The organism is Sulfitobacter sp. IGS-18 (assembly GCF_059628195.1).
On the sequence record NZ_CM184556.1, the window covers coordinates 457385 to 481690 of the forward strand.

The 24306-nt window shown below is 62.7% G+C and carries 20 protein-coding genes; 9 read left to right on the forward strand and 11 right to left on the reverse strand.

Going from position 1 to position 24306, the window contains the following annotated elements; all coding sequences use genetic code 11:
- Nucleotides 1–11 precede the first annotated feature (11 nt).
- The 3 genes from ACWNZ3_RS02135 to ACWNZ3_RS02145 are packed head-to-tail and all read left to right on the forward strand — an operon-like array spanning nucleotide 12 to nucleotide 2398.
- On the forward strand, nucleotides 12–1118 hold the full coding sequence (locus tag ACWNZ3_RS02135; RefSeq protein ID WP_496901026.1) for a class II histone deacetylase: 1107 nt from the start codon (nucleotides 12–14) through the stop codon (nucleotides 1116–1118).
- A 9-nt stretch (nucleotides 1119–1127) separates the two neighbouring features.
- A complete protein-coding gene (locus ACWNZ3_RS02140) occupies nucleotides 1128–1706 on the forward strand; it encodes a nitroreductase family protein (protein ID WP_269364000.1) in 579 nt (192 codons plus the stop codon).
- A complete protein-coding gene (locus ACWNZ3_RS02145) occupies nucleotides 1691–2398 on the forward strand; it encodes an EI24 domain-containing protein (RefSeq protein WP_496901027.1) in 708 nt (235 codons plus the stop codon). The genes ACWNZ3_RS02140 and ACWNZ3_RS02145 overlap by 16 nt, the downstream gene beginning before the upstream one ends.
- Here the strand turns inward: ACWNZ3_RS02145 and ACWNZ3_RS02150 are convergent.
- Together ACWNZ3_RS02150 and mce are read right to left on the reverse strand one after the other, a co-directional pair.
- Nucleotides 2358–2651: a DUF1467 family protein gene (locus ACWNZ3_RS02150; RefSeq protein ID WP_496901028.1), complete on the reverse strand. Its 294-nt coding sequence runs from the start codon at nucleotides 2649–2651 to the stop codon at nucleotides 2358–2360. The two genes, ACWNZ3_RS02145 and ACWNZ3_RS02150, sit on opposite strands and share 41 nt — an antisense overlap.
- A gap of 3 nt (nucleotides 2652–2654) precedes the next feature.
- Nucleotides 2655–3059, reverse strand: a complete 405-nt coding sequence (mce, locus tag ACWNZ3_RS02155; RefSeq protein ID WP_114277344.1) for a methylmalonyl-CoA epimerase — start codon at nucleotides 3057–3059, stop codon at nucleotides 2655–2657.
- 151 nt (nucleotides 3060–3210) lie between these two features.
- Between mce and ACWNZ3_RS02160 the strand changes: the two genes are divergently transcribed.
- A complete protein-coding gene (locus ACWNZ3_RS02160) occupies nucleotides 3211–3930 on the forward strand; it encodes a response regulator (protein ID WP_496901029.1) in 720 nt (239 codons plus the stop codon).
- Nucleotides 3931–3975: 45 nt separating this feature from the next.
- On the opposite strand, the gene ACWNZ3_RS02165 is transcribed toward ACWNZ3_RS02160, so the two are convergent.
- The gene (locus ACWNZ3_RS02165; protein WP_496901030.1) at nucleotides 3976–4701 is read right to left on the reverse strand and encodes a GNAT family N-acetyltransferase; all 726 of its coding nucleotides are present in this window, start codon (nucleotides 4699–4701) and stop codon (nucleotides 3976–3978) included.
- Nucleotides 4702–4919: 218 nt separating this feature from the next.
- Between ACWNZ3_RS02165 and ACWNZ3_RS02170 the strand changes: the two genes are divergently transcribed.
- The gene (locus tag ACWNZ3_RS02170; RefSeq protein ID WP_496901031.1) at nucleotides 4920–5102 is read left to right on the forward strand and encodes a hypothetical protein; all 183 of its coding nucleotides are present in this window, start codon (nucleotides 4920–4922) and stop codon (nucleotides 5100–5102) included.
- Nucleotides 5103–5117: 15 nt separating this feature from the next.
- Here the strand turns inward: ACWNZ3_RS02170 and ACWNZ3_RS02175 are convergent, their stop codons facing one another.
- Together ACWNZ3_RS02175 and ACWNZ3_RS02180 are read right to left on the reverse strand one after the other, a co-directional pair.
- Complete coding sequence (locus tag ACWNZ3_RS02175; RefSeq protein WP_496901032.1) at nucleotides 5118–6278, reverse strand: DUF1501 domain-containing protein; 1161 nt, start codon at nucleotides 6276–6278, stop codon at nucleotides 5118–5120.
- 13 nt (nucleotides 6279–6291) lie between these two features.
- Nucleotides 6292–7677 (reverse strand): DUF1800 domain-containing protein, encoded by a 1386-nt coding sequence (locus ACWNZ3_RS02180; RefSeq protein ID WP_496901033.1) that lies wholly within the window; start codon nucleotides 7675–7677, stop codon nucleotides 6292–6294.
- Between the two features lie 141 nt (nucleotides 7678–7818).
- Between ACWNZ3_RS02180 and ACWNZ3_RS02185 the strand changes: the two genes are divergently transcribed.
- On the forward strand, nucleotides 7819–8295 hold the full coding sequence (locus ACWNZ3_RS02185) for a hemerythrin domain-containing protein (RefSeq protein WP_269364018.1): 477 nt from the start codon (nucleotides 7819–7821) through the stop codon (nucleotides 8293–8295).
- 37 nt (nucleotides 8296–8332) lie between these two features.
- Here the strand turns inward: ACWNZ3_RS02185 and aspS are convergent, their stop codons facing one another.
- On the reverse strand, nucleotides 8333–10186 hold the full coding sequence (gene aspS / locus ACWNZ3_RS02190; RefSeq protein ID WP_496901034.1) for an aspartate--tRNA ligase: 1854 nt from the start codon (nucleotides 10184–10186) through the stop codon (nucleotides 8333–8335).
- Nucleotides 10187–10859: 673 nt separating this feature from the next.
- On the opposite strand from aspS, the gene ACWNZ3_RS02195 reads away from it, so the two are divergent.
- Nucleotides 10860–12863, forward strand: coding sequence for a S8/S53 family peptidase (locus ACWNZ3_RS02195; protein WP_496901035.1), 2004 nt, complete (start codon nucleotides 10860–10862; stop codon nucleotides 12861–12863).
- An 8-nt stretch (nucleotides 12864–12871) separates the two neighbouring features.
- Here ACWNZ3_RS02195 and ACWNZ3_RS02200 read toward each other — a convergent pair whose 3' ends face one another.
- Nucleotides 12872–14068 (reverse strand): phosphatase PAP2 family protein, encoded by a 1197-nt coding sequence (locus ACWNZ3_RS02200; protein ID WP_496901036.1) that lies wholly within the window; start codon nucleotides 14066–14068, stop codon nucleotides 12872–12874.
- Between the two features lie 143 nt (nucleotides 14069–14211).
- Here ACWNZ3_RS02200 and ACWNZ3_RS02205 point away from each other — a divergent pair, with 143 nt between their 5' ends.
- Nucleotides 14212–15786, forward strand: a complete 1575-nt coding sequence (locus ACWNZ3_RS02205) for an AfsR/SARP family transcriptional regulator (protein ID WP_274573208.1) — start codon at nucleotides 14212–14214, stop codon at nucleotides 15784–15786.
- Between the two features lie 8 nt (nucleotides 15787–15794).
- On the opposite strand, the gene ACWNZ3_RS02210 is transcribed toward ACWNZ3_RS02205, so the two are convergent.
- Together ACWNZ3_RS02210 and trpS are read right to left on the reverse strand one after the other, a co-directional pair.
- On the reverse strand, nucleotides 15795–17933 hold the full coding sequence (locus tag ACWNZ3_RS02210) for a matrixin family metalloprotease (protein WP_496901037.1): 2139 nt from the start codon (nucleotides 17931–17933) through the stop codon (nucleotides 15795–15797).
- A gap of 93 nt (nucleotides 17934–18026) precedes the next feature.
- Entirely contained in the window at nucleotides 18027–19046 is a 1020-nt protein-coding gene (gene trpS / locus ACWNZ3_RS02215) for a tryptophan--tRNA ligase (RefSeq protein WP_496901038.1), read from the reverse strand.
- A gap of 73 nt (nucleotides 19047–19119) precedes the next feature.
- On the opposite strand from trpS, the gene ACWNZ3_RS02220 reads away from it, so the two are divergent.
- Nucleotides 19120–19806 (forward strand): rhomboid family intramembrane serine protease, encoded by a 687-nt coding sequence (locus ACWNZ3_RS02220; protein ID WP_274573206.1) that lies wholly within the window; start codon nucleotides 19120–19122, stop codon nucleotides 19804–19806.
- Nucleotides 19807–19858: 52 nt separating this feature from the next.
- On the opposite strand, the gene murJ is transcribed toward ACWNZ3_RS02220, so the two are convergent.
- Complete coding sequence (murJ, locus tag ACWNZ3_RS02225) at nucleotides 19859–21400, reverse strand: murein biosynthesis integral membrane protein MurJ (RefSeq protein ID WP_496901039.1); 1542 nt, start codon at nucleotides 21398–21400, stop codon at nucleotides 19859–19861.
- 120 nt (nucleotides 21401–21520) lie between these two features.
- Nucleotides 21521–24301 carry a [protein-PII] uridylyltransferase gene (locus tag ACWNZ3_RS02230; protein WP_496901040.1) on the reverse strand — a complete coding sequence of 927 codons (2781 nt, stop codon included), beginning with the start codon at nucleotides 24299–24301 and terminating at the stop codon, nucleotides 21521–21523.
- Nucleotides 24302–24306 lie beyond the last annotated feature (5 nt).

Below are 24306 nucleotides of genomic sequence, written 5' to 3' on the forward strand. Positions count from 1 at the left end.
GGGAAAGTATCATGGCTACTGGATTTTACTGGCACGAACGCTGTTTCTGGCACGCGGGCGGCAATTATGCCCTGACATTGCCGGTGGGCGGGCTGGTACAGCCGCAGGTCAGCGGCGGCCTTCCCGAAAGCCCCGAGACAAAGCGCCGGTTGAAAAACCTGATGGATGTCACGGGGTTGAGCACGGAACTGGTTCAATGCAGTGCGCCGGAAGCGGACCGCGAAACCCTCGAACGGGTTCATCCCGCGCAATACCTGGATAAATTCAAGGCGGTATCTGACGCCGAAGGTGGCGAAATCGGTCATCATGCGCCCTTCGGTCGGGGTGGCTACGAAATTGCGACCCTCTCTGCGGGTCTGGCCTGCGCCGCGGTTGAGGCGGTGGCAACGGGAAAGCTCGACAACGCCTATGCGCTGACGCGCCCGCCGGGCCACCATTGCGAGCCTGACAGCCCGATGGGTTTTTGCCTGCTCGCCAATATCGCCATCGCCGTCGAGGCTGCGATCGCGCGGGGCGATGTGAAACGTGTCGTCGTGCTGGATTGGGATGTGCATCACGGCAACGGGACGGAAAAGATCTTCTATGACCGCGACGATGTGCTGACGATCTCGCTCCATCAGGAAGGCAATTATCCCGCCACAACGGGCAAGATAACGGATCGGGGCAGGGGCGCCGGAGACGGTGCCAATATCAACCTTCCGCTGCACGCGGGGTCAGGTCATACAGCGTACCTGCACGCGATGGACCGGGTTGTGATCCCCGCAATCGAGGCTTTCAAGCCCGACCTGATCATCGTCGCCTGCGGTTTTGATGCCTCCATGGTTGACCCGCTTGCCCGGATGCAGGCAACCTCGGTAACCTTTGCTGAGATGACCCAGCGGATCAAGGACACGGCGGCCCGCCTTTGTGATGGCCGCCTTGTGCTGGTTCATGAAGGGGGGTATTCCGAAGCCTATGTGCCGTTCTGCGGCCATGCCACCATCGCGACACTTGCGGGCAGTGCCATCACGGCACCGGACCCGATGTTGTCAGCATTCAACATCCGCCAGCCTTCGCCAGCCTTTGATGCCTTCCTGCGCCAGTCGATAGACGACATGGCGAAAACACTAGGACTCTGAGGACCGAATATGCCCATCGCCAATCCCGACGCCCTGAATTTCCTGCAGACCCGGCGGTCGCGCCCGTCAAAGACATTGGGTCTGCCCGTGCCGGATCGCGCAGCGCTGATGCCGCTGTTGACAGCCGCCGCCCGGACGCCGGACCATGGCAAGCTGGAGCCCTGGCGCTTTATCGTGCTGGAGCGTGGCGCGCTGCAAAACCTTGCCGAGGTGGCAGGGCAGCGGGGCCAGGAGCTGGGCCTTGCGCCAGAGCAGATTACCAAGGGCCGCAGCCAGTTTGATGACGGGCAATTGGCGGTTGTGGTGATCGAAGTGCAAAGACCGTCCGAGAAAGTGCCCGCAATCGAGCAGACCTATTCGGCAGGTGCGGTATGTCTGTCGCTGTTGAACGCGGCGCTGGCCAGTGGCTGGGGCGCGAACTGGTTGTCCGGTTGGCCCTCGCATGATCGGGGCTTCATGCGCGATGGTCTGGGGCTGGAAGATCACGAACGGATCGCGGGGATCATTCACATCGGGACGGAGACCTCCACCCCCCCGGAACGGCCGCGCCCCGAAATAGAGAGCATCACGACATGGCTATCGGACTGATCGTCAATTCATTTTTCCTTGCACTCGGACAGCTGAGCGACCCGCGGTTTCGCCGGGTCTTTCTGCTGGGTGTGGTGCTGTCGCTGATGCTGCTGATCGGTTTCACCGCCGGTTTTGCCTGGTTCACCGAAGCGATCACGCCCGATGAGATCTGGCTTCCGATCCTGGGCGAGGTTCAGTGGATTGATGATTTCCTGTCCTGGGGCGCCGCGTTCCTGCTGATGTTCCTGTCGGTGTTCCTGATGATTCCGGTCGCCTCGGCGATCACCTCGATGTTCCTGGACGAGGTTGCGGAAGCGGTGGAGGCAAAACATTTCCCGGAATTGCCCCGCGCGCATTCGGTATCCTTTGGCGATGCCCTGCGCGATACGGTGAATTTCCTTGGCGTGCTGCTGGCCGCGAACATCTTTGCCATCGTGCTTTATCTGATGTTCCCGCCCTTTGCGCCGCTGATCTTCTGGGCAATGAACGGGTTCCTGCTGGGCCGTGAATATTTCACGATGGTGGCGATCCGCTGGGTCGGCAGGGTCAAGGCAAAGGCGCTGCGCCGGCAGCACATCGGCACGATCTGGGTGGCAGGCACGCTGATGGCGATGCCCTTGTCAGTGCCGCTGGTGAACCTGCTGATCCCGATCCTGGGGGCTGCGACCTTTACCCATCTGTACCACGGCCTGACCATGCGCCGGCCCTGAACCAGGTTTCCACATCCGTAATACTGATCCATTCCGAGAGGATCACAGTGGCTGCCACGGCCCAGATGACCACCGCGATGGCAGTGGTCCACAGCGCCTTTTTCCCAAGGTGGTGATGTTCCGGCGCACCGGCATGGGTGCCCGGCACGATGTCGTTCAGATCGCCCTGGGTCTGCACCCGGATCGGCAGGATGATCAGGAACATCATCGCCCAGATCACGACAAACAGGACAATGCCCGAGGTGATACCCATGGTTCAGACCTGCTCCAGCTCGACCAGGGCGCCATTGAAATCCTTGGGATGCAGGAACAGAACCGGCTTCCCATGTGCGCCGATCTTCGGTTCCCCCGTGCCCAGCACACGCGCGCCGGTGGATTGCAGGTGATCGCGGGCCGCGATGATGTCATCAACCTCGTAGCAGATGTGATGAATGCCGCCTGACGGATTCTTGTCCAGAAACCCCTGGATCGGAGAGTTTTCCCCAAGCGGATAGAGCAATTCGATCTTTGTGTTGGGCAGTTCGATGAAGATGACGGTCACGCCATGGTCGGGCTCGTCCTGCGGTGCGCCGACATTGGCCCCAAGCGCATTGCGATATTGATCCGCCGCTGCCTCCAGGTCTGGAACAGCAATGGCCACATGGTTCAAACGTCCGATCATGTCAGGTATCCTTCCGGTTTGCTTCTGCCTTATGGCCCCAAGCCGGGGCGAGGGCAATGTGACACCTGCGCGCGGCGGCGGTCCTGCGGTGTTAACGGCGCATTAGCCATCGCTGGATATTCTCTGAGTCGTTATCGGATTGGAGACGACAATGGACAGCATCGATCCCTTCACCGCCCAACTTCCGCAACCCACGGCAGCACGCCCCTTGCTGGGCCTCACGGTTCTTGTGATCGAGGACAGCCGCTATGCCTGCGACGCGATGCGCCTGCTTTGCCTGCGGTCGGGTGCGCGGATCAGGCGGGCCGATTGCCTGCGGTCGGCCCGGCGGCATCTGCAGGTCTACCGCCCTTCGATTGTCGTCATCGACCTTGGCCTGCCCGATGGCAATGGCACCGACCTGATTGCGGAACTTGCGGCCAGCCAGCCCCGGGTGCAGGCACTGCTTGCGATGTCCGGCGACACCTTCCTGGAGGGGGAGGCGATGGCAGCGGGGGCGGACGGGTTCCTTGCCAAACCGCTTGTCTCGATCGCGGATTTTCAGGAAAAGATATTGTCCCTGCTGCCCGAAGAGCGTCACCCGCAGGGGCCGCGCGTTCTGGACAAGGCCGTGGTCATTCCCGACCGCATCGCATTGCAGGACGATATGGCCCATATCGCCGAGGTGCTGGAGGACCCGCCCGATGACCACGCGCTGGATTACGCGGCGCAGTTCCTGACCGGTGTTGCACGGCTTGCAGAGGACAAGCCGCTGGAAGATGCGGCACATGCGCTGGCCGCGAAAAGAGCATTGGGAGAGGCCGTCGCCTCCGAGACGGCGATCCTCGCTGGCCTCATTCAGCATCGCCTGACCGACAAGCTCGCGATTTAGCCGGAGTGGGGCCGGGGCCTGCAAACCCCATGGCAAAGCCCGCGCTCAGAGCGCGGGATCGCCGGCGGCGCGGACAAGGCCGGTCAGGTCGCCCAGGCTTTCGCGTTGCCGACCGTCCTTGTCGAAATTGGCCGGGGCAAGCCAGGCTTCGAAGGCTTCTTTCAACGCGGGCCATTCGGAATCAATGGCCGCAAACCAGGCGGTATCGCGGTTGCGCCCCTTGACCACCGCAGCCTGACGGAAAACCCCCTCATAGCTCAGCCCAAGCCGTTGCGCAGCCCGGCGGGAGGGCATGTTCAACGCGTCACATTTCCATTCATACCGCCGATAGCCTGCTTCAAAGGCCCATTTCATCATCAAGTACATGGTTTCGGTGGCCGCGCGGGTGCGTTGCAGCGCCGGGCTGAAGTTGATGTGCCCCACCTCGATTGAGCCGGCGGCCGGGGTGATGCGCAGATAACTCGCCACCCCTTCCCAGACCCCGCTCTCCAGATTGCGGATCGCGTAGAAAAACGGGTCCTGCTGGCCCTCATGTTCCCGCGCCCAGCGATGATACTGCGCGGCAGATGAAAATGGCCCGTAGGGCAAATAGTCCCACACCGCGTCATGCTCCGCATAGGCGCGGTAGAGCAGGGCGGCGTGAACATCTGCCGACAGCGGGGCGAGTCGCGCATAGCTGCCGGTCATGGTGTCGCCCGAAGGACGCGGCGGCGGCGTCCAGTTCGGTACAGGCGGCCCGACAGGCCGCGAAGGGGAAGAAACGTCAGTCATGGCAAAACGATATGCGCAGCAAAGGCATTGGGAAAGAGGATAATGCGCTGGCCGGACCGTCCAGAGCAGCTTTGCCGGGGCTGGTCCCGCGCCGTGGGATCCGGCCAGGGATGTCTCCGTTTCTTGCCCCGCGCCGCAAAACCTGCACGGTGACAGCCTAATATCGCCTTATTGCCCTGCTGAAATGGCAGGAATGCAGCACAAACCATGGACGCCAGATGTTTCCGGCCAAACGTGACAAGACCGAAAAGAAAGAGGCCGCCCCCCGCAAGGTGGACTGGATTGTCCTTACGGTTTCGCTTGTCGGGTTGCTGATCGTGATTGCCGCGTCCATCCAGGCGGGCGAGGCGGGATTGGTCGCCAGCCTGGGCCACTATGTGACGGATACGGCAGCCTTCTGATACCTACTGCTGGCATCATGCCAGCAACCCGGGGTCGCTGCCCATATCCAGCCCGGGAAAGACGTTGTTTTCCAGAATATTGCCGTTCACGCCGGTAATGCCCCGCAGCATCCAGGCCGCCGTGGCGCGGACATCGCCGGTTGGCATCAGGTCGCGCCGTTCGTAAAGATCGGCCTCTTCCAGCCCCGGCCAGCGGGTGCTGACCTGCCCCCCCCTGATCGCGCCCCCGGCAAGGATCGCCAGCCCCCCGGTGCCGTGATCGGTGCCGCCGGCCCCGTTTTCGCGGGCGGTGCGCCCGAATTCGGTCATGGCGAGGATCGCCGTCTTGCCCCAGATATCTGCGCCAAGCCCGTCTTTCAGGGCCAGAATGGAGTCCTGAAGCGTGGCAAGGCTGCGCGGCAGGACCCGGCTCTGGGCGCGGTGGGTGTCCCAGCCGCCAAGGGAAAAGGCCGCGATGCGCGCGTCGCCCCGCAGCCTGCCTGCCGCGTAGCGGGCGATCTGGTGATGGGCGCGGCCACCTTTTTCATCCATCCCGGTCTCTGCCAGCATTTCCGCTTCGGCCAGGGCTCTGTGCAAGGCCGGGTCTTCCTCCATCACCAGGGCGGCCAGCCGCATGGCTTGCGGGCTGATTTTCAGATTGGCCTCCGGTGCCCAGTTCGAAACCGGTGCAGCGCCCTCCAGCACCGGCAGGGGCGTTGTGCCGATGGCATAGGCTGTGTCCCGGCCCGCACCGGGTATCTGCTGCAGCAACCGGTTCAGCCAGCCATCGCGGGTGCCATCGCCCAGTTCGGCGGTGCCTGCCTCCAGCAGGTCCTGGCCATCGAAATGGCTGCGCTTGTCGCGGTAGGGGGTGGATACGGCATGGACAAAGCTCAGCTCCTGCTGCCGCCAGAGCGGCATCAGCCCGGCCAAAGCGGGGTGCAAGGCAAAGTAACCGTCAAGATCCAGCGCGCCGTCGGTGCGCAGGCCGGGCCGCAAAGCGGCATAGGCCGCATCGCCCATCGGCCGCACCACATCCAGCCCATCCATGCCGCCGCGCAGGATGATGACAACGAGGCGGGTGTCCCAGGGCGCCTGGGCAAAGGTCATCCGGGTCAGCAAGGGGCTGGCGGCCAGCGAGCAGCCGATGGCGGTTGCGCGGGTCAAAAGCTGTCTGCGGGAAAGCCGGTCTGTCATCGTTATCCCCTTTCTAGCGCCGCTGAAGCGCGGGCGAGACAAGCACCAGCCCGATCCCGACGGCGCGGGTCTCGGCAGCGGCGGTTGCGAATTTCAACGGCTCCGGGGCATCCGGGCCCAGGGTGCTGCGCAGGAATGCCTCCGGTTCCGGCAGGTCGTCAAGCAGGCGGGATGGCACTGTCATCGCCCATTCCAGCCGGGCGGCAACGCCTTGCGGCGTGACCCATGCGCCATCGGCCTCCGGCCAGCCATCGGGTCCCGACGGGCTCTGCCAGTCCTGACCCATGACATTCAGCGGGCCGAGGAACCAGTTGCGGGTCTCTTTGGGTTTCAACGCCTGAATGCGGTCCGGCGGCACCGCCAGCGCCCGCAGGGCCGTGCTGACGTATTCCAGCGGTGGCCGAATGTTTGTCGCGGGCATCTGCCATGCCAGCGGGTCATCCAGCAGCGCCTCGTAAAGCGCCATCAGATCGCCGCCACTGTCCAGATAGGCCGTCGTCAGCCGCGCAACCAGGTCTTCGGGCGGGGTATCGGCAACGAAATGCACCGCCAGTTTGGTGGCGAGGTGGCGCGCCGTATCGGGATGCAGGGCAAGATCGTTCAGCGCATCGCGGATCGGCGTCATGTCCTTGCGGTCGCCATAGGTCTTGCCCAGCACGGTTTCGGTGCCCGGTTCCGCCCAGCCCTTGCGATAGACAAAGGTATAGTCGCGCGTGCGGGTCAGGCCGGTCAGCAGTTCGGCCATCTGCCGCACATCGGCCTGATCATAGGCGGAACCGACGCCCAAAGTATGCAGTTCCAGCAGTTCACGCGCCAGGTTTTCGTTCAGTCCCCGGCGGTTGCCGTCGTGCTGCGCTCGCTTGCTGCCCGGTCCCATGGAGGTGGTCTGGTCCAGGTATTCCAGCATTATGGGATGGGTGATGCAGGCTGTGAGCAAATCGACAAAACGGCCTGAAACATGGGGCCGCACCGCTTCCTCCGCATAGGCGGGGACCGCCTGTTTGAGCATGGAGAACTTTCCCTGCACGGTGAAATGATCCGCCCAGAAGGCGACCAGCCGCTCGCGGAAGCTGTCAGTGCCATGGATGCGCCGCAGCTGCATCTGCCCGAAGGACCGCAGCCGTTCCCGGATGAAATCATGCACGATCGCATCCGATTTCTTGCGGGCCACCGCGGCCTGTTCGGGGCTGGTGGTTTCCTTGCGGGCGAAGGCGTCAAACCGCATCTTGACGATATGGGCGTCCTGAAACGGGCGAAACCCGGGGATCGGGAATTGCCGGGCCATCACATCTTCACCGCGCAGCGTGTCGAGCATGGCCGCAACAGAGGCAGGCGGCGCGACGAGGGGCGATGCGCCATAGCCAAAGCGCCTTTCGGCAAGATGTGGTGAAAAGCCCATGTCGTCTCCAAACCGGCCCTTTCACCAAGATAATACGTCACGGTTGCTTTTGCATCCCTGGCATTTGACCACAGGCCGAATTTGGCCGGGAACCGCGCCCAATCTAAGCGCGTTGGGCCGCGATGACCGAAAGGAACCACCATGCCCACAATCTATGATGCGATCAAAGCCGATCACGACCTGCACCGCAGCCTGCTGCAGGAAATCGGGGAAACAAGCGGCGCCAGCACAGAGCGCCAGAACGCCTGGAGCAGGTTTTACCATGACGTGAAATCCCATGCCGCCGCGGAGGAAGAGACCTTCTATTCCAAGCTGATCTCAAAGACCTGGGGCCAGGACGCCGCGCGTCATTCGGTGCATGAGCACCAGCAACTGGATGACCTGATGGAAGAGCTGAACGAGATGGACATGTCCTCGCCAGGCTGGCTGACCAGGTTCAAGACGCTCAGACACGACTACGAACATCACATGGATGAAGAGGAAGACGAGGTGTTTTCCCGCGCCAGGGAGGTCATCGATGCCGAGGAGATCGAAGGTTTCGGCACCCGTTTCGAGGCCCGCAAGAAGCAAGAGCGCGGGCTGATCGAGGAAAAGAAGGAAGATTCGCTGGAGGATTGACGAAAAAGGGCTGCAACAATGTGCAGCCCTTTTCAGCCTACTCCTGCGGGATCACCCTCAGCCCCAGTTCCATCAACTGGTCGCTAGTGGGCTCGCTGGGTGCGTTCATCATCAGGTCTTCGGCGCGCTGGTTCATCGGGAACAGGATCACCTCGCGGATGTTCTGTTCCTCGGCCAGCAACATGACGATCCGGTCGATGCCCGCCGCACAGCCGCCGTGGGGCGGGGCGCCATATTGGAAGGCGTTGACCATGCCGCCAAAGCGCTTGCGCACTTCCTCTTCGCCATAGCCCGCAATCTCGAAGGCCTTGAACATGATTTCGGGCTTGTGGTTCCGGATCGCCCCCGAGACCAGTTCATAGCCGTTGCAGGCCAGGTCGTACTGAAAGCCCAATACCTCAAGCGGATCGCCCTGCAGCGCCTCCATCCCGCCCTGCGGCATGGAGAAGGGGTTGTGTTCAAAGTCGATCTTGCCGGTTTCGGCATCCTTTTCGTAGATCGGGAAATCCACGATCCAGGCAAAGGCGAAGCGGTCCGTATCGGTCAGGCCCAGTTCCTCGCCGATGATGTTGCGGGCGCGGCCCGCGATGGCCTCGAAAGTCTTGGGCTTGCCGCCCAGGAAGAACGCGGCGTCGCCGACACCCAGACCCAGCTGCTGGCGGATCGCCTCGGTCCGCTCGGGGCCGATGTTCTTGGCCAGCGGGCCTGCCGCTTCCATGCCACCTTCGACTTCGCCGGATTTCAGCTTGGCCTGGGCTTCCTTCACGGTGATGCCCATTTCCTGTGCCACGGCATCCGCCGTTTTCTCGCGCCAGAAGATGTAGCCCATCCCCGGCAACCCTTCCTTCTGGGCAAAGGCGTTCATCCGGTCGCAGAACTTGCGGCTGCCGCCCGTGGGCGCGGGGATGGCGCGGACCTCGGTGCCTTCCTGCTCCAGCAGCTTGGCAAAGATGGCGAAACCGGAACCGGCGAAATGATCGCTGACCACCTGCATCTTGATCGGGTTGCGCAGGTCGGGCTTGTCCGATCCGTACCAGAGTGCCGCATCCTTGTAGGAAATCTGCTCCCAGGTCTGGTCGACCTTCTTGCCGCCGCCGAACTCTTCGAAGACGCCGGCGATCACGGGCTGGATGGTGTCGAATACGTCCTGCTGCTCGACAAAGGACATCTCAAGGTCGAGCTGGTAGAAATCGGTGGGCGACCGGTCGGCGCGCGGATCCTCGTCGCGGAAACAGGGCGCGATCTGGAAATATTTGTCAAAGCCCGAGACCATCAGCAACTGCTTGAACTGCTGCGGGGCCTGGGGAAGGGCATAGAACTTGCCCGGATGCAGGCGCGACGGCACGAGGAAGTCGCGCGCACCTTCAGGCGAGGACGCGGTGATGATCGGTGTCTGGAATTCCTTGAAGCCCTGATCCCACATCCGCTTGCGGATCGAGGACACCACGTCAGAGCGCAGCACCATGTTGTTCTGCATTTTCTCGCGGCGCAGGTCGAGGTAGCGGTAGCGCAGGCGGGTTTCCTCGGGATATTCCTGATCGCCGAAAACCTGCAGGGGCAGGTCGCCGTTCACCTTTCCCAGCACTTCGATGTCACGGATATAGACTTCGATCTCGCCGGTGGGGATCTTGGCGTTTGCCAGACCTTCCGCGCGGGCCTTTACCAGCCCGTCGATCCGGATACACCATTCAGAGCGGACCTTTTCCACCTGGGCAAACACGGGGCTGTCGGGATCGCACAGCACCTGGGTGATGCCATAGTGATCGCGCAGGTCGATGAACAGCACGCCGCCGTGATCGCGCACCCGATGGACCCATCCGGCAAGGCGCACGGTATCACCTTTGTTCGCAAGGTTCAGATCGGCGCAGGTATGGCTGCGATAGGCGTGCATGTGCGGTCCCCCTCAGGGCTGAATGAATTGGCGCAGGTACACCTTTTGCCGCCCCGGAAGTCAAGGGCGCGGCGGGTTCCGCTTCCCGTTTTTGCGGGGGATTGCGCTGCGTTGTGCCGCGGGCATGCGGCCAGCACCGGAATATGCCGGAAAATAAAATAAGGCCGGGTCGATCCCAGGGGGCGACCCGGCCTTGCCCGACGGGGAGGTGTCGGGGGTATTGCGTCTATGAGCCAATTCTCATGGCGCGCGATACCAACTCTTTAACGGTGCGGAACAAAGCCCCGCGCCGGTCATGTCCGGCGTAACTGCCGCCGATGCACGGTGGCAGCGAAACCTTACCCTGATCGCCCTTTGCTCCCCGGAAGGGGAAGGTGGCGCACACAGGATGTAATGCACCCTGCGCACGCCAGGCGATCACGACCCAAGCGGCATAAAATATAAAGCGCAGCCACCGAACACTCACCCGGACATTTTGCGCTGTCCGGGATCACTGCGGCAACTTCACCCCCACACGGGTCACAAACACCAGCCTAGACAGCCAGGTTCAGTGTAGCCGGGCGGTCGTGAGTTGCACGTTAGTAAACCGTTAATATTTGCGAGGGTCACCTGAGCGCTTGACCCGTGGCAATCCGCGCGCCCAAACTCCAAAGAGGGGTGATCCGGGGGTCAGATGACACAAACGCTTCAAGATTATTTCTGGGACGGATACCTTCATTGGGCCGATCTGATGGACCGGGCGGTCGAGGGGCCGGCCCCTTCGCTTGAACAGGTCGCGTCGGATACGGGTATGGCGGTCTACGAACCGGCCTTCGTGCGGGTGAGAGAGTGTTTATGCCCCGCGTCGCGCAGTCAGGTGGAGGGGTTCCTGCAGGCTGCCGACCTGTCTGCCGGGGCCAGCCTGCTGGCGCTGCCCGAGCTGCTATTTCTGTCCGGCCAGGATCTGGCCTTTGACATCAATGACCTGCTGATCGGCCTTGAACATGCGCTGTTTGCAGATGCGCCGCTTGAGTTCTTTTTGTATCGTCCGATTGCCCGCAGCCTGGCGGAGCACCAGCAATACGACAGTATTTTCGAGGTGATCGACCTTGGCGCACCGGCCTTGTACCGCCCTGCACCGGCCCCCTTCATGGACATGGCGTCGCAAGGTGCGATTGGCCAGCTGTTGCCCCAGGCAGAGGTGATCGGCGCGGTCATCGACAATGATATCGGTTTTCTGAACACGACCTTTCGCCATCGCGACGGTCCCGAGGCAGGCAACACCCGGTTCGAGGCGGTCTGGCTGCAGTCGCGCGAATGTCTGGCCAGCACGCCACTGCCGCCGATCAACGCGGTGCAGCTTGGCCGTGTCCTGCGCAAGACCGAGATAGACGCCATGATCCACGGTGATCCGCGCGATGAGGTGCGCATCTACGGCGACATCAACGATGCGCTGCATGTCTGGGATCCGTTTCGCCGCCCCCCGCCTGTCGAAAGCCATGGCACCGCGGTCGCCGATCTGGCCTATGGCCAGGACATGTGCACATCGGACAATCCCTGCGCCGTGCCCCTGATGGCGGTGCAATTGCCGCCCGAAGCGGCGGTGGACACCACCGGCAGCTACAGCGAGAGCTATATCGTTCAGGGGGTTCGGTGGCTTTGCGCCGAGGCGCGCAGGCGGGCACCGCAGGCCAGGCTGGTGATCAACATCAGCTATGGCGTGCTGGCGGGGCAGAAGGATGGCGGCAAGTTCATCGAGGCGCAGATCCACCGCGAGATCACCCTTGCGGAGGCGCTGGGCCAGCAGGTGCATGTGGTCTATGCCTATGGCAACAGCCTGAATGCGCAGCAGGTGGCGCGGGTCCAGATCGCGCCGGGTGCGACCTCTGATCCGCTGGTCTGGGTGATCCAACCCGACGATCCGGTCCCGAATTTCCTTGAGATACGGACCCTGAGCAGCGCAGGCACACCGCATCTGACCAGCCTGCCCGAGGGCTTGCAGATGACGGTCACCGCGCCGGACGGTGGTCAGGTGATACAGGCCGCGCCTGCGCCCGGTGCGGCGGTGCCGCCGCTGGGGGCCGCCCGGAGCGGCGCACCCGCGCGGCTGTACCACGCGCCGGAACGGGTGGTTAGCGGGCGTCCGGATTGCCTGGGGTTCTACAACCTCGCCATCGCGCCGACGCGCCGGATTGATCCTGATCTGCCGATCGCGCCTGCGGGCGACTGGCGCATCACCATCACCAACACGACGACGGCGCCGGTCGATCTGGTGCTGCAGGTACAGCGTGGCGATACCGCGCCGGGTTTCAACATCGGCGGGCGGCAATCGTTCCTGGAGGGGACAGCCGTGCCCGTTGTCCAGGACGGCCATCCCGGCTGGGACGTCCTGGCCCCACTGACCAACGAGGGAACCTGCAGTGCCTATGCCAGCGCCAGCCACCCGCGCATTCACACGGTTGGGGCGCAAAAGGATGTATTGGGGCAGGTGACGGCGGCGGATTATGCATCGCGCGGCGCGCTTTGGGCCGGGTCGGGTGCCGAGACCCAAAATCGCGTGGTGGATCAGGTGTTCACCTTTGGGCAGCGCACGACCGGCACCTATTCCGGCACCGGCTCGCGGCTGTCGGGGTCAAGCGGCGCTGCCGCGATCCTGAGCCGCGAATTGGTTCAGGCTGTCATGCCGCCGACCACCTAGGCGCGTTGTCAGAAATTCGCGATCCGCATTTCTGCCCGCGCCCGTGCCCAGATGTCCCGCAACAGCGGCGATACAATCGACCCGTCCACCGCAACCGAGGCCGGGGCGTGATCAAAGGCTTTCTGCGGACCCGAAAAGGCAAGCGTGTCAAAGTTGAAGTCGCGTGCCGCGATATTGGCGGTCTCAAGCCGATAGGCCCCGGTCTGCGCAGCACCGCTGAGCGCGTTCACCAGATATTCACCAATTGCCATGCCCATCGCGGCCCCGGCAAAACTGTCCGCAGGGAAATGGACACCGGCAATCGTGCGGTTCTCGGCGATCCTCGCGGCCAGCCGCATCAGCAGGCTTGCCTCGGTCGGTGGCTGGGTGGCGGCAAAGGCGGATTGCGCTGAATAGGGCGCATTGCCGGGCGTGTCCGTGGACAGCGCATGAAGAACGGTGGCCACGGCAAAGGCCTCTACCGAATGGCCGCTGGGAAAGCTGGCGTGGCTCGGCGGCTGGATGATCGGCTGGACAAAACCCGACATCTCGTTCGGGCGTGTCGCGGACAGATGCAGCTTGACCGGCATTTCGATATAGGTGCCAAAGCGCAGGATCGCGTCCAGCAACATCAGCGTCCAGGGGGTGCGGTTGTCGTCCAGCGCCATCAGCGCCCCGAAAAAGCTGAGCGTGTCGGTCTGCTGCACATGGATCTCGTCAAACCGCTCGTCCCGCAATGCGGCACTGCTTTTCACAAAGCGCATCTGGCCCCGGAGATAGGCATTCAGAACCTCGCGGAACGGCGTCTGGGGATCGGCCCCCTGTGGCAGGGGCAATGTATAGATTGGCGTGGCTGCACCGGCCTCCTGCAGGACCACCTCTGTCGGGGCGTTCAGGACAAGCGTGGCAAAGAGGTGATCGAGGTTGTAGTCGATGATGTGATTGCGGAAAAACCCCTCGTGGCGTTCAAACGCGGCAAGGTCGGGCGACAGCGCAGGCAGGTTGGTCGTGGGGGCAGAGGTGCGTGGTCGGTGCAATGTTGCGTCCCATTGGCGGGTGATCCCTTCGAATGTGGACATCAGCGCGGCACTGACCTGTCCGCTGGTCTCGCCCCCTGCAAAGAAGATGCCGTCACGGCCATTGCGCCCGTTCCGGCCATTCCTGCCGTTCCGCCCGTTTCTGCCATTTCGACCGTTCCGGCCATTAAGCGCGCTGAGACCCGTCATACCACCCCTCCGAGAACCGTTGTATTCAATACAGCCTGCGCTTAGTCTTGGGTCAACAGACAGCGTGGAAACGGGCCTTTATTAACGGTTTTTTCACTGCGTCTGACGGCGTTACACGCAGGGCGGGAGCCTGGGGCAGAGTCATGACGGTTGTACGGATCAGATTGCGGGGTGATTTCTGCATTTCCTCTCCGACGGGGGATGCGCTGACCCCAAGGGGAAAGAAGGCCATGGGCCTGCTGGCGATGCTTGCCAGCAGCGACAATCACACAAGGTCGCGGCGTTGGCTGGAAGACAAACTGTGGAGCGATCGTGGCAGCGAACAGGCACGGGGCAGTCTGCGCACCACCCTTGTGGACATCCGCAAGAACCTTGGCGAATTTGCCGAAATCCTCGGATCTGATCGCACGTCGGTCTGGCTGGAACAGGACCGGATCGAAACCGACATCGACAATACCGAAAGCACGCGCGAGTTTCTCGAAGGTCTTGTCATCCCCGATCCCGAATTCAACGACTGGCTGATGCAGCAGCGCATGATGCTGCGGCGGAGCGGGGCCAACCGGTCGGACGCGCAATTGCCGGGGCGGGTGACGATCCAATGCGGCGAACCCTGGAACCAATCCTCGACCGGCAATGCCAAACAGCAGATCGTGAACGATCAGGTCGGCAAGATCATCAGCGAATTTATCGCCGCTTCGCGCCGCACGATCACCGAAACCAATGCCGATCTGGTGATCCGCACCAGCATCGAGGAAGAGGACGGCGGTGCCGCGATCCTTGTTCAGGTCATCGACCCGCTGATGGACGAAATCGTGCATTCCGATCATTGCTTTGCCGAGGATCTGAACAATTTCCTGCGCAGTCAGGAGGTTTTGGGCCGGTTCTGCTGGAACGTGGCGGACCTGACGCTGGAAAAACTGCCCGGCCTGCGGCGCGACCAAAGTCCGCTGGCGATGCGGTCGGGTCATGTGCAGAAGGCGCTGCGCAAGGTTCTGACCTTTGATCCTGTGGAAATGCAATCCAGTCTTTCGGTGCTGGACATCGCGAATGACGAAATGGATGCAGGCCTTTACCTGGCGCTCAAGGCCTGGGCGATGACCTCCATGATCATGGAGGGCTTTCTGGTCGAGGACGCAGCAACGCTTGAGGAAATCTCCGCGCTGCTGACCCGGGCAGAAGAACTGGCGCCGGGTGATGCGATGATGGCGGCGGTCAGCGCAAACGTGCAGGCGATCCTGTTCGAGCGGCATGACAGTGCCGTCAATCTGGCCCGGCGCGCGCTGCGCGAAAACCCCAACAACCTGTTCGCCCTGCAGGCCATGTCCGTGGGCCGCATCGCCCAGGGGCAGCTGGATCAGGCCTATGAACTGTCGCGCCAGAGCAAGTTCATCTCTGCCCTTTCCAAGTTCGAGGCCATGTGCAACCTGCACCATTCGCTGCTGTGTATTTCCCTGCAGCGGACCGAAGAGGCGGTTGCAAGCTCCAAGCTGGCGGCGGAAAGGTCACCTGCGTACCGCGCGCCCCGGCGGCAGTTGATCGGCCTGCACGCGGCGCAGAACAGGGCTGCTGACAGCCTGAAACAGGTCAACGAGCTGAAAACGATCGAGACCAATTTCAGCATCGAACGCTATCTGTTCGATCAAAGCTATCCGTCAAATACCCTGCGCAAGTCAGGTTATCTGGACCGCGCGCGCCAGTCTTTGGTCGGGCGCAAGTAAAGCCGCCGTCAGTACAGGAAATCACCCCGGTCCAGATCGGCCCGGTCCACACCCAGCAGGATGATGGAACTGTCCACGCCGGTGACAATCTCGACCGAGTTGCCGACCTGGGTGGCCCCCCGCATGACGTCGACAAAGGCGCGGATGCTGGCAATGCCGGAAAAGTCGATCACCTCAAGGCCGCTGTTGGCATCGAAGTCGATGATCGTGTCATGGCCGTGGCCCTCTTCGAACACGAAGGTATCGCCGTTGAAATCGCCGCGCAGCAGATCATTGCCAGCGCCTCCGGTCAGAGTGTCGAACCCCGCATTGCCGTAAAGCGAGTCGTTGCCAGTGCCCCCCTGGATGTCGTCGTTGCCCGAACCGCCCAGCAGGCGGTCGTCGCCTTCGCCCGCCAGCATGGTATCATCGCCGTCCTGGCCCAGCAGCGCGTCACCGGAGGAGCCGCCGTCCAGCAGATCGTTGCCCGCCTCGCCGAAGAGCCGGTCAAAGCCATTGCCGCCCAGCAGCGTATCGTTCCCCGCGCCGCCGAACAGGTTATCGGCCTGGTTGCCGCCATCCAGGTAATCATTGCCATCGCCGCCATTGAGCAGGTCAAAACCGGCTTCACCAAAGATCGTGTCGTTGCCGGCCTCGCCAAACAGGCCATCGACAGTGCCACCGAAGTTCGCGCCGCCCCGGATTAGATCGTCACCGTCGCCACCGAACACACGGTCCGCAGAATCGCCCGCAAAAAGCGTGTCGTTGCCCGCATCGCCGTAGATGTTGTCGAACCCGTCTTCACCATAGATCAGATCGTTGCCGGTCCCCCCGCGCAGCAGGTCCGCGCCGAAGCCACCGTTGATGAAGTCATCGCCCTCGTCGCCCAGAATCGTGTCGAATCCGCCGTCGCCCAGCAGGGTATCGGCCATTTCGCCACCCAGGATCTGGTCGTTGCCGACACCGCCGCGCAGGGTGTCGTTGCCGCTGTCCCCTTCGATCTGGTCATCGCCATATCCGCCCTCGATCAGGTTGTCGTGACGGGACCCTTCCAGGGTGTCATTGCCCGCACCGCCCAGGATATTGGTAAAGCCGTAAAGGACATCGCTGCCGATATCGTCGCCTTCGGCATAGCCCGACAGGAAGTTGCTGGTCTCAAACCGGTCAATGTCGACGAAGATATTGGCCAAAGCACCGGAGTAGTCGAGCAGATCGACGAATGTATAGTCCGAGGAGCCAAGACCACCCATAAGGGTGTCGTTGCCTGCGCCCCCCACGATTGTGTCGTTGCCATTGCCCCCCCGGATGTCGTCATTGCCGCTGCCGCCGTCGATCCGGTCATTGCCGTCCGCACCGTCGATCCGGTCGTTTCCACCCTCGCCGGACAGGGTGTCATTGCCCGCGAAACCGCCGATGGTATCGTCCCCGGCCCCTGCCGCGATCACATCGTCCAGGCTGGTCCCGGTAATGGCCGAGGCGGCATTGCCCCATCCCTGGGTCACGCGCATGCTGCCCTCGTTGAACGCGAAGCTGGTGATGCCGCCCGTGGTTGACGGGGTGAAACCGGGCCCGCCGTACAGATGCTGGGCCGCCTCCACGTCAAAGATGCCCAGTCGGTTCACGGCACCCCGGTTGTAGCTCATGATGGTGTAAGTGCCATTGTCATAAGCCGCGTCCAGGACCAGATCGCCGCTGAACGGGTGTTCCATCCCGATGGCATGACCGATCTCATGCGCGATCAGCCCCCAGCTCATGTTCCCTGCGCGGCCAGTGTTGATGAACACATCCCCGCCAATGTCGGATTCATAGGTGCCGTATTGCCCGATGGTCCGGCCCGGGTAGTAGGCATAGCCGGAAAAGCTCCCCTGGCCGGGGTCCAGGTTGAAATTGTAATTGGCAAACCGCATGTCGCCTTCGCCGGAGTCAACCTCGACAAAGATGATGCCGGCGGCCGCGGCCCAGGCATCCATTGCCGAACGGGCCAGCGCCTGCTGGGCACTCGAAAACTGCTGGAAACTATCGACGTATTCCTGTGAAAACCCCCGATCAAGCAGATAGTCCTGTGCCATGGTTTCAAAGGAATAGGTCACCACCGTGGGCGTCGCCGCCTCGCCCGACCAGGTGGCACCTGAAAGGATCGCGGTATAATTATCAACAACTGTCGGCATAACGATTCTCTGAACAAAAAAACGAATATGCGTCAGGTTAGCAGCGGAGTGCCGCTCAAGGAACCTTAAGTTTCAGGTGCCGACGGTGCGGTGTCAGCCGACCATCCCAATGATTTCATATGTTTTTTTCAGGATGGGTGCCGTTATTTCGCGGGCTTGTGCCGCGCCCCTGGCAAGGATTCGGTCAATCTCTGCCGGGTCGTCCATCAGGCGCGCCATCTCGGACGAGATCGGCGCCAGCTTGGCAACCGCCAGATCGGCCAGCAACGGCTTGAAGGTGCCGAACTGTTGGCCACCCACCTCTGCAAGCACCTGATCGACGGATTGCTCCGAGAGGCCGGCATAGATGTTCACCAGGTTGCGCGCCTCCGGCCGGTCATCCAGACCCTTGGCTTCGGAGGGCAGGGCATCCGGGTCGGTCTTGGCCTTGCGGATCTTTTTGGCAATGGCATCAGCATCATCGGTCATGTTGATGCGGCTGGCGTCGGAGGGGTCGGATTTCGACATTTTCTTGGACCCGTCGCGCAGCGACATCACGCGGGTCGCGGCCCCTTCGATCACCGGTTCGGTGATCGGAAAGAAATCGACGCCGTAGTCGTGGTTGAACTTGGCCGCGATGTCGCGGGTCAGCTCAAGATGCTGTTTCTGGTCCTCGCCCACGGGAACATGGGTGGCGTGATAGACCAGGATGTCGGCGGCCATCAGTGCCGGATAGGCGAACAGCCCCAGCGAGGCGGCCTCCGCATTCTTGCCGGCCTTGTCCTTCCACTGGGTCATGCGGCCCATCCAGCCCATCCGGGCCACGCAGTTGAAAATCCATGCAAGCTGGGCGTGTTCCGGGACCTGGCTCTGGTTGATCAGGATGGATTTCTCGGGCGAGATGCCGCTGGCGATGAAACCTGCCGCCAGTTCGCGGGTGTTGCGGCGCAGGACCTCGGGTTCGAGGAATTTTGCGGTGATCGCATGCAGATCGACCATGCAATAGATCGTCTCGAAATCCTCGTCCTGCATCGACACGAACCGTTTGATCGCACCCAGATAGTTGCCCAGCGTCAGGCCGCCGGAGGGCTGAATCCCGGAAAAGACGCGCGGGGTAAAGGATGTCTCGGGCATGGCTGACCTCTGGGGCTGGAAAAGGCGGTGGGCACGGCTTACTCATGGGGGCCAATGCCGTCAAGGAGCGCCCATGTCCGCACCCGATTTCCAGCCGCCCGTGAACCCCTTGCCTCCGGTGGTGATCCTGTTTTTCCTTGCCATCGCCGGGGTGGAGGCGGGGCTGTCACTGGGCGAGGCCGGGCTGATCGGCGGGCCCGGGGCCGTGGGCTGGCGGCTGGGCCTGATCCGCGACTACGGCTTTTCCGGCCAGATCTTTGACTGGATGATCGCAAACGGGCAATTCCCGCTGTCCGAGGTCAAACGGCTTGTGACCTATTCCTTTGTCCATCTGGGGTTCACCCATGGCATCTTTGCCATGGTGCTGCTGCTGGCGCTGGGCAAGATGGTGGCCGAGGTCATGGGGCAGGTGGCCTTTGCGGTCATTTTCGTGCTGTCGGGGGTTGGCGGCGCGGTTGTCTACGGGCTTTTGCTGAATGATCCGATGTGGCTGACCGGGGCCTATCCCAATGTCTACGGGCTGATCGGGGCCTATTCCTTTGTCCTGTGGCGGTCGCTGGCCGGGACCGGGGCGCAACAGGCGCGGGCGTTTACCCTGATTGGCATGCTGATGGCGCTGCAATTGCTCTGGGGTGTGTTTTTCGAGGTCGGCACCCTTTGGGTGGCCGAGCTTGCGGGGTTCTTCTGCGGCTTCGCCTTGTGTTTCCTGCTGGCACCGGGGGAATGGGCGCGGATGCGCGCGGGCCTCAGGCGGCGGTGATCTTTGCGCGGTCAGGTTTGGGTGTTTCCGGCATAGGGAAGCAAAACCAGCGTCATCCCCGCCGGACCGCGCGCTTGAATTCGGACAGCCTGAACGCACCGGTCAGATGGCCGATGCCAAAGTAGCTGACCGCGCCGACGGCAATCAGCACCACAAGCGTCAGGCCGCGCCACCAGGGGATGCCAAAGAACGGCTGGAACGCGACATTGGCCGCCCAGAGGCACAGCCCCATTGCGGCGGAAGCAGCCAGCACGCGCCAGATACGTTTGTGAAACCGGGCGTCGAATTGCGCGGCTTCGCCATAGCCGCGGGCGCCGATCGCGAGACAGGCGAACATGACCCAACCGGCAAGGGTGGCGGCGATGGCGGGGGAAATCCAGCCGACGACGGGGGCCAGCCCGATGGCCAGCGCGGCATTGACCACCATGGCCACGACGGCAAAGTAGAAGGGGCGGCGGGTGTCTTCGCGGGCAAAGTAGATCGGTTGCAGGATCTTTTGCAGGACAAAGGCAGGCAGGCCCAGCCCATAGATCGTCACGGCGGTGGCGATGGCGGCACTGTCGTCCACGTCCGACGCGCCGCGCTGGAACAGGACCGTCACCAGCGCCAGCGGCACCACCACCAGCGCCACGGCGGAGGGGATGGTCAAAGCCAGGGAGATTTCGGCGGCCCGGCTCAGCGCACCGCGCGCGCCCGCGTCATCGCCCGCCCGCAAGCGGCGCGACAGGTCCGGCAGCAGGACCACGCCGACGGCGATGCCCACGACCCCCAGCGGCAACTGGTACAATCTGTCCGCGGCAAAGAGCCAGGACACGGCGCTGTCATATTGGCTGGCCACCAGTTGACCGACCACCAGGTTGATCTGCATCACGCCGGAAGCCAGGGCAGCGGGCAGGGCAATGACGATCATGCTGCGCATTTCGGGCGTCCAGCGGGGGCGTCCGGGGCGCAGGGCAAAACCGGCGGCAGCGGCAGCGCGCCAGGTCAGGAAAAGTTGCGCAAGACCCGCGACCGGGATCGACCAGATCAGCCAGTTCACCACAACCCCGCCGGTCAGCGCACCGATGGCCATCGCGGTGATGACAAAGATGTTCAGCAGCACCGGGGCCGCGGCCGCCACGGCAAAGCGGCCGGTGGCATTCAGGATGCCTGAAAACAATGCGGAGAGCGACATGCACAGGATGTAGGGAAAGACGATACGCCCGAAGCCCACGGTCATGTCGAACCGCGCATCCCCCACGAAACCTTCGGCAGTGGCCCAGACCAGCGCGGGCATGAAGACCATGCCCAGCCCGGTCAGGATCAGCACCACCATGCCCAGCCCGTTGAAGGCATCGCGGGCAAAGCGCCCTGCACCTTCTTCGCCTTCCAGTTTCTTGGCGAACATCGGCACAAAGGCCGCATTGAACGCGCCCTCGGCAAAGAAGCGGCGGAACATGTTGGGCAGCCGGAAGGCCGCGACAAAGGCATCCATCACCGGCCCCGGCCCGATGAGCGACAAAAGCAGCACTTCGCGCAGGAAGCCCAGCACCCGGCTGAGCAAGGTCCAGATACCCACGGTGAAAAAGCCGGACATCAGGCGGATGGGTTTCATGGCGGCCTCGGAGAATTGCGTTGCATTTTGCCTATCCCTTGCGTGCCTGCCGCGCAATGGGGCGGCTTGTGCAGGAAATCGGGAGTTTTCCCGCAGAGATCGCAACGGCGGGGCCGGCCCCTATTTCTCGGCCCGTTCCGCGCCTTCCGCAATCGCGTCGCGCAGGCGCTTTTCCAGCATCTTCTGCTTGGCAACCGTGTGGTATTTCAGGCCGAACATGTCCTTGACGTAAAAAGTATCGACCACCTGCGCGCCATAGGTCGCGATCACGGCATTGGCGATATAGACGTTTGCCCCCGCCAGGGTGCGCGTCAGATCATAAAGCAGGCCGGGGCGGTCGCGGGTGTCGACCTCGATGATCGTGTAGATTTCCGACCCCTCGTTGTCGAAAGTGATCGACGTGGGCACGCGAAAGGCCTTTTCGCGCTTCTTGACCTTGTCGCGGGATTTCAGTGCCTCGCGTGCCACGACCTCGCCGCGCAGGGTCTTGGCGATCATCTGGCGCAGGCGGGGCAGCTTGGAGGCCTCATAGGCGTTGCCCTCTGCATCCTGAATCCAGAAGGCATCGGTGACGAAACCGTCCTTGGTGGTGTAGCTGCGGGCGTCCACGACATTGGCCCCGACCAGGGCCAGCGCCCCGGCCAGTCGCGAAAAGATGCCCGGATGGTCGGCCATGACGAAACAGGCACGGGTGGCGTCGCGGTCTTCGTCCGGGTGCAGGTCGATGCGCACGTCGCCATCGCCGATGTCACGCAGCATTTCGGCAAAGGCGACATGGGCGGTGACGTGCAGGCCCTGCCAATAGGGCGGATAATGCCGTGCTTTCTCGGCCTTGAGGTCCTTGGCGGGCCAATCCGCCAGCGCTTCGCTCAGGGCCTTGCGGGCCTCGGTGCCGCGGTTTTCGCGGTTGATGTCCTCAAGCCCGGTTTGCAGCCCGCGTTTCGTCTGGCGGTACAGCGCGCGGATCAGGACCGCCTTCCAGTTGTTCCAGGTGTCGGGCCCCACGCCGCGGATGTCGCAGACCGTCAGCACGCAGAGCAGGTCAAGCCGCCGCACCGTCTGTACCGCCTTGGCAAAGTCGCGCACCGTGCGCGGGTCGGCGATGTCGCGCTTTTGCGCCATGTCGGACATCAGCAGGTGATAGCGCACCAGCCATTCCACGGTATCCACATCCGCCCGCGACAGCCCCAACCGGGGCGCGATCTTGCGCGCCATCTTGGCACCCAGCACCGAATGGTCCTCGGGGCGGCCCTTGGCGATGTCATGCAGCAGCAGGGCGGTATAGATCACCTTGCGATTCACCCCCCGCTTGAGGATGGAGGAGGCGACCGGCAGTTCCTCTACCAGCTCCTGCTTTTCGATCCGGGCCAGGTTGGCGATGCACTGGATGATGTGTTCGTCCACGGTATAGCTGTGGTACATGTTGAACTGCATCATCGCGACGATGGGTTCGAATTCGGGGATGAAGGCAGCCAGCACCCCCAGCTCGTTCATCCGCCGCAATGCGCGTTCGGGATTGCCGTGTTTCAGCAGCAGATCAAAGAAGATGCGCTGCGCCTCGGGCGTTTCGCGCATGTCGTCATCGATCAGGTGCAGGTTTGCCTTGATCAGGCGCATGGCATTGGGATGGATCAGCATGCCGGTGCGCAGACCTTCCTCGAAGATGCGCAGCATGTTCAGCTTGTCCGACAGAAAGGCCTTGTCGTCCGAGATGGCGATGCGGTTGTGCACCACCTCATAGCCTTCCTTGATCTTGGGGCGGCGGCGGAAGAACCGTTCCAGCAGCGGTTCCGCCTTGACGTGGATCGCCTCCAGGCTGGACAGGAAGATGCGGGTCAGATCCCCCACCGCCGTGGCGTGGCGGAAATAGGCCTGCATGAAAACCTCGACCCCGCGCCTGCCGCTGGTGTCCTGATAGCCCATCGCCTCGGCCACCTGGACCTGCACGTCAAAGGTGAGCTGTTCGGTGGCCCGCCCGGCCAGCAGATGCAGATGCCCCCGCACCGCCCAGAGGAAATCTTCCGCCTCCCGGAAGGTGTTGTATTCATCGGGGCGGAACACCCCCTTGTCCACCAGGTCCGAGATCCGGTCGACGTGATAGATCAGCTTGGCGATCCAGAACAGTGAATGCAGGTCGCGCAGGCCGCCTTTGCCTTCCTTGACGTTGGGCTCCACCACATAGCGTTGTCCCTGCTTGAGGTGTCGCTTGTCCCGTTCCTCCAGCTTGGCCTCGATGAAATCGCGGCCCTTGCCGTCGAAAAGATCGCTGGCCAGCCTGGTATCGAGTGCCTTTGCCAGCTTGCGGTCACCGGCGATATAGCGGTGCTCCAGCAGGGCGGTCTGGATGGTGTAGTCTTCGGCACCCAGCCTGATGCAATCCTTGATGGTCCGGGTGGCATGACCCACCTTCATTTTCAAGTCCCACAGGATATAGAGCACGCTTTCCACGACGCTCTCGGTCCAGGCGGTAGCCTTGTAGGGGATCAGGAAGAGCAGATCGACGTCGGAAAACGGTGCCATTTCCCCGCGCCCGTAGCCGCCAACCCCGATCACCGAAAGGCGCTCGCTCTCGGTCGGGTTGGGTTTGGGGTGCAGATGGCGCGCCGCGACGGCCAGCGTGGCGCTGACCAGTTGATCCGTGAGATAGGTATAGGCCCGGGTCATGCCGCGGGCGTCGAAGGGGGCTGCGGCAAAACTGCGTGCGATTTCAGCCCGTCCGTTTACCTGTACCTCCCGCAGCACCTGCACCGCTGCCGCGCGGCGGGCGCCGGGTTCTGCACCCGTGCAGGCTTCATCCAGGGCAGCATGTACCGCCTCGGCATCGAAAATAAGTTCGGGCGCGCAAATCAGGCGCGGATCGCTATCCGCGCCTGTCGCTTTTGTTGAAAGGGAAGTTGGCACTTTCG

What these genes read in the sequence shown, in the direction of transcription:
- ACWNZ3_RS02135 (WP_496901026.1), top strand. Translation starts at nt 12, where the DNA reads ATGGCTACTGGATTTTACTGGCACGAACGCTGTTTCTGGCACGCGGGC.
- ACWNZ3_RS02140 (WP_269364000.1), top strand. Translation starts at nt 1,128, where the DNA reads ATGCCCATCGCCAATCCCGACGCCCTGAATTTCCTGCAGACCCGGCGG.
- ACWNZ3_RS02145 (WP_496901027.1), top strand. Translation starts at nt 1,691, where the DNA reads ATGGCTATCGGACTGATCGTCAATTCATTTTTCCTTGCACTCGGACAG.
- ACWNZ3_RS02150 (WP_496901028.1), bottom strand. Translation starts at nt 2,651, where the DNA reads ATGGGTATCACCTCGGGCATTGTCCTGTTTGTCGTGATCTGGGCGATG.
- mce (WP_114277344.1), bottom strand. Translation starts at nt 3,059, where the DNA reads ATGATCGGACGTTTGAACCATGTGGCCATTGCTGTTCCAGACCTGGAG.
- ACWNZ3_RS02160 (WP_496901029.1), top strand. Translation starts at nt 3,211, where the DNA reads ATGGACAGCATCGATCCCTTCACCGCCCAACTTCCGCAACCCACGGCA.
- ACWNZ3_RS02165 (WP_496901030.1), bottom strand. Translation starts at nt 4,701, where the DNA reads ATGACTGACGTTTCTTCCCCTTCGCGGCCTGTCGGGCCGCCTGTACCG.
- ACWNZ3_RS02170 (WP_496901031.1), top strand. Translation starts at nt 4,920, where the DNA reads ATGTTTCCGGCCAAACGTGACAAGACCGAAAAGAAAGAGGCCGCCCCC.
- ACWNZ3_RS02175 (WP_496901032.1), bottom strand. Translation starts at nt 6,278, where the DNA reads ATGACAGACCGGCTTTCCCGCAGACAGCTTTTGACCCGCGCAACCGCC.
- ACWNZ3_RS02180 (WP_496901033.1), bottom strand. Translation starts at nt 7,677, where the DNA reads ATGGGCTTTTCACCACATCTTGCCGAAAGGCGCTTTGGCTATGGCGCA.
- ACWNZ3_RS02185 (WP_269364018.1), top strand. Translation starts at nt 7,819, where the DNA reads ATGCCCACAATCTATGATGCGATCAAAGCCGATCACGACCTGCACCGC.
- aspS (WP_496901034.1), bottom strand. Translation starts at nt 10,186, where the DNA reads ATGCACGCCTATCGCAGCCATACCTGCGCCGATCTGAACCTTGCGAAC.
- ACWNZ3_RS02195 (WP_496901035.1), top strand. Translation starts at nt 10,860, where the DNA reads ATGACACAAACGCTTCAAGATTATTTCTGGGACGGATACCTTCATTGG.
- ACWNZ3_RS02200 (WP_496901036.1), bottom strand. Translation starts at nt 14,068, where the DNA reads ATGACGGGTCTCAGCGCGCTTAATGGCCGGAACGGTCGAAATGGCAGA.
- ACWNZ3_RS02205 (WP_274573208.1), top strand. Translation starts at nt 14,212, where the DNA reads ATGACGGTTGTACGGATCAGATTGCGGGGTGATTTCTGCATTTCCTCT.
- ACWNZ3_RS02210 (WP_496901037.1), bottom strand. Translation starts at nt 17,933, where the DNA reads ATGCCGACAGTTGTTGATAATTATACCGCGATCCTTTCAGGTGCCACC.
- trpS (WP_496901038.1), bottom strand. Translation starts at nt 19,046, where the DNA reads ATGCCCGAGACATCCTTTACCCCGCGCGTCTTTTCCGGGATTCAGCCC.
- ACWNZ3_RS02220 (WP_274573206.1), top strand. Translation starts at nt 19,120, where the DNA reads ATGTCCGCACCCGATTTCCAGCCGCCCGTGAACCCCTTGCCTCCGGTG.
- murJ (WP_496901039.1), bottom strand. Translation starts at nt 21,400, where the DNA reads ATGAAACCCATCCGCCTGATGTCCGGCTTTTTCACCGTGGGTATCTGG.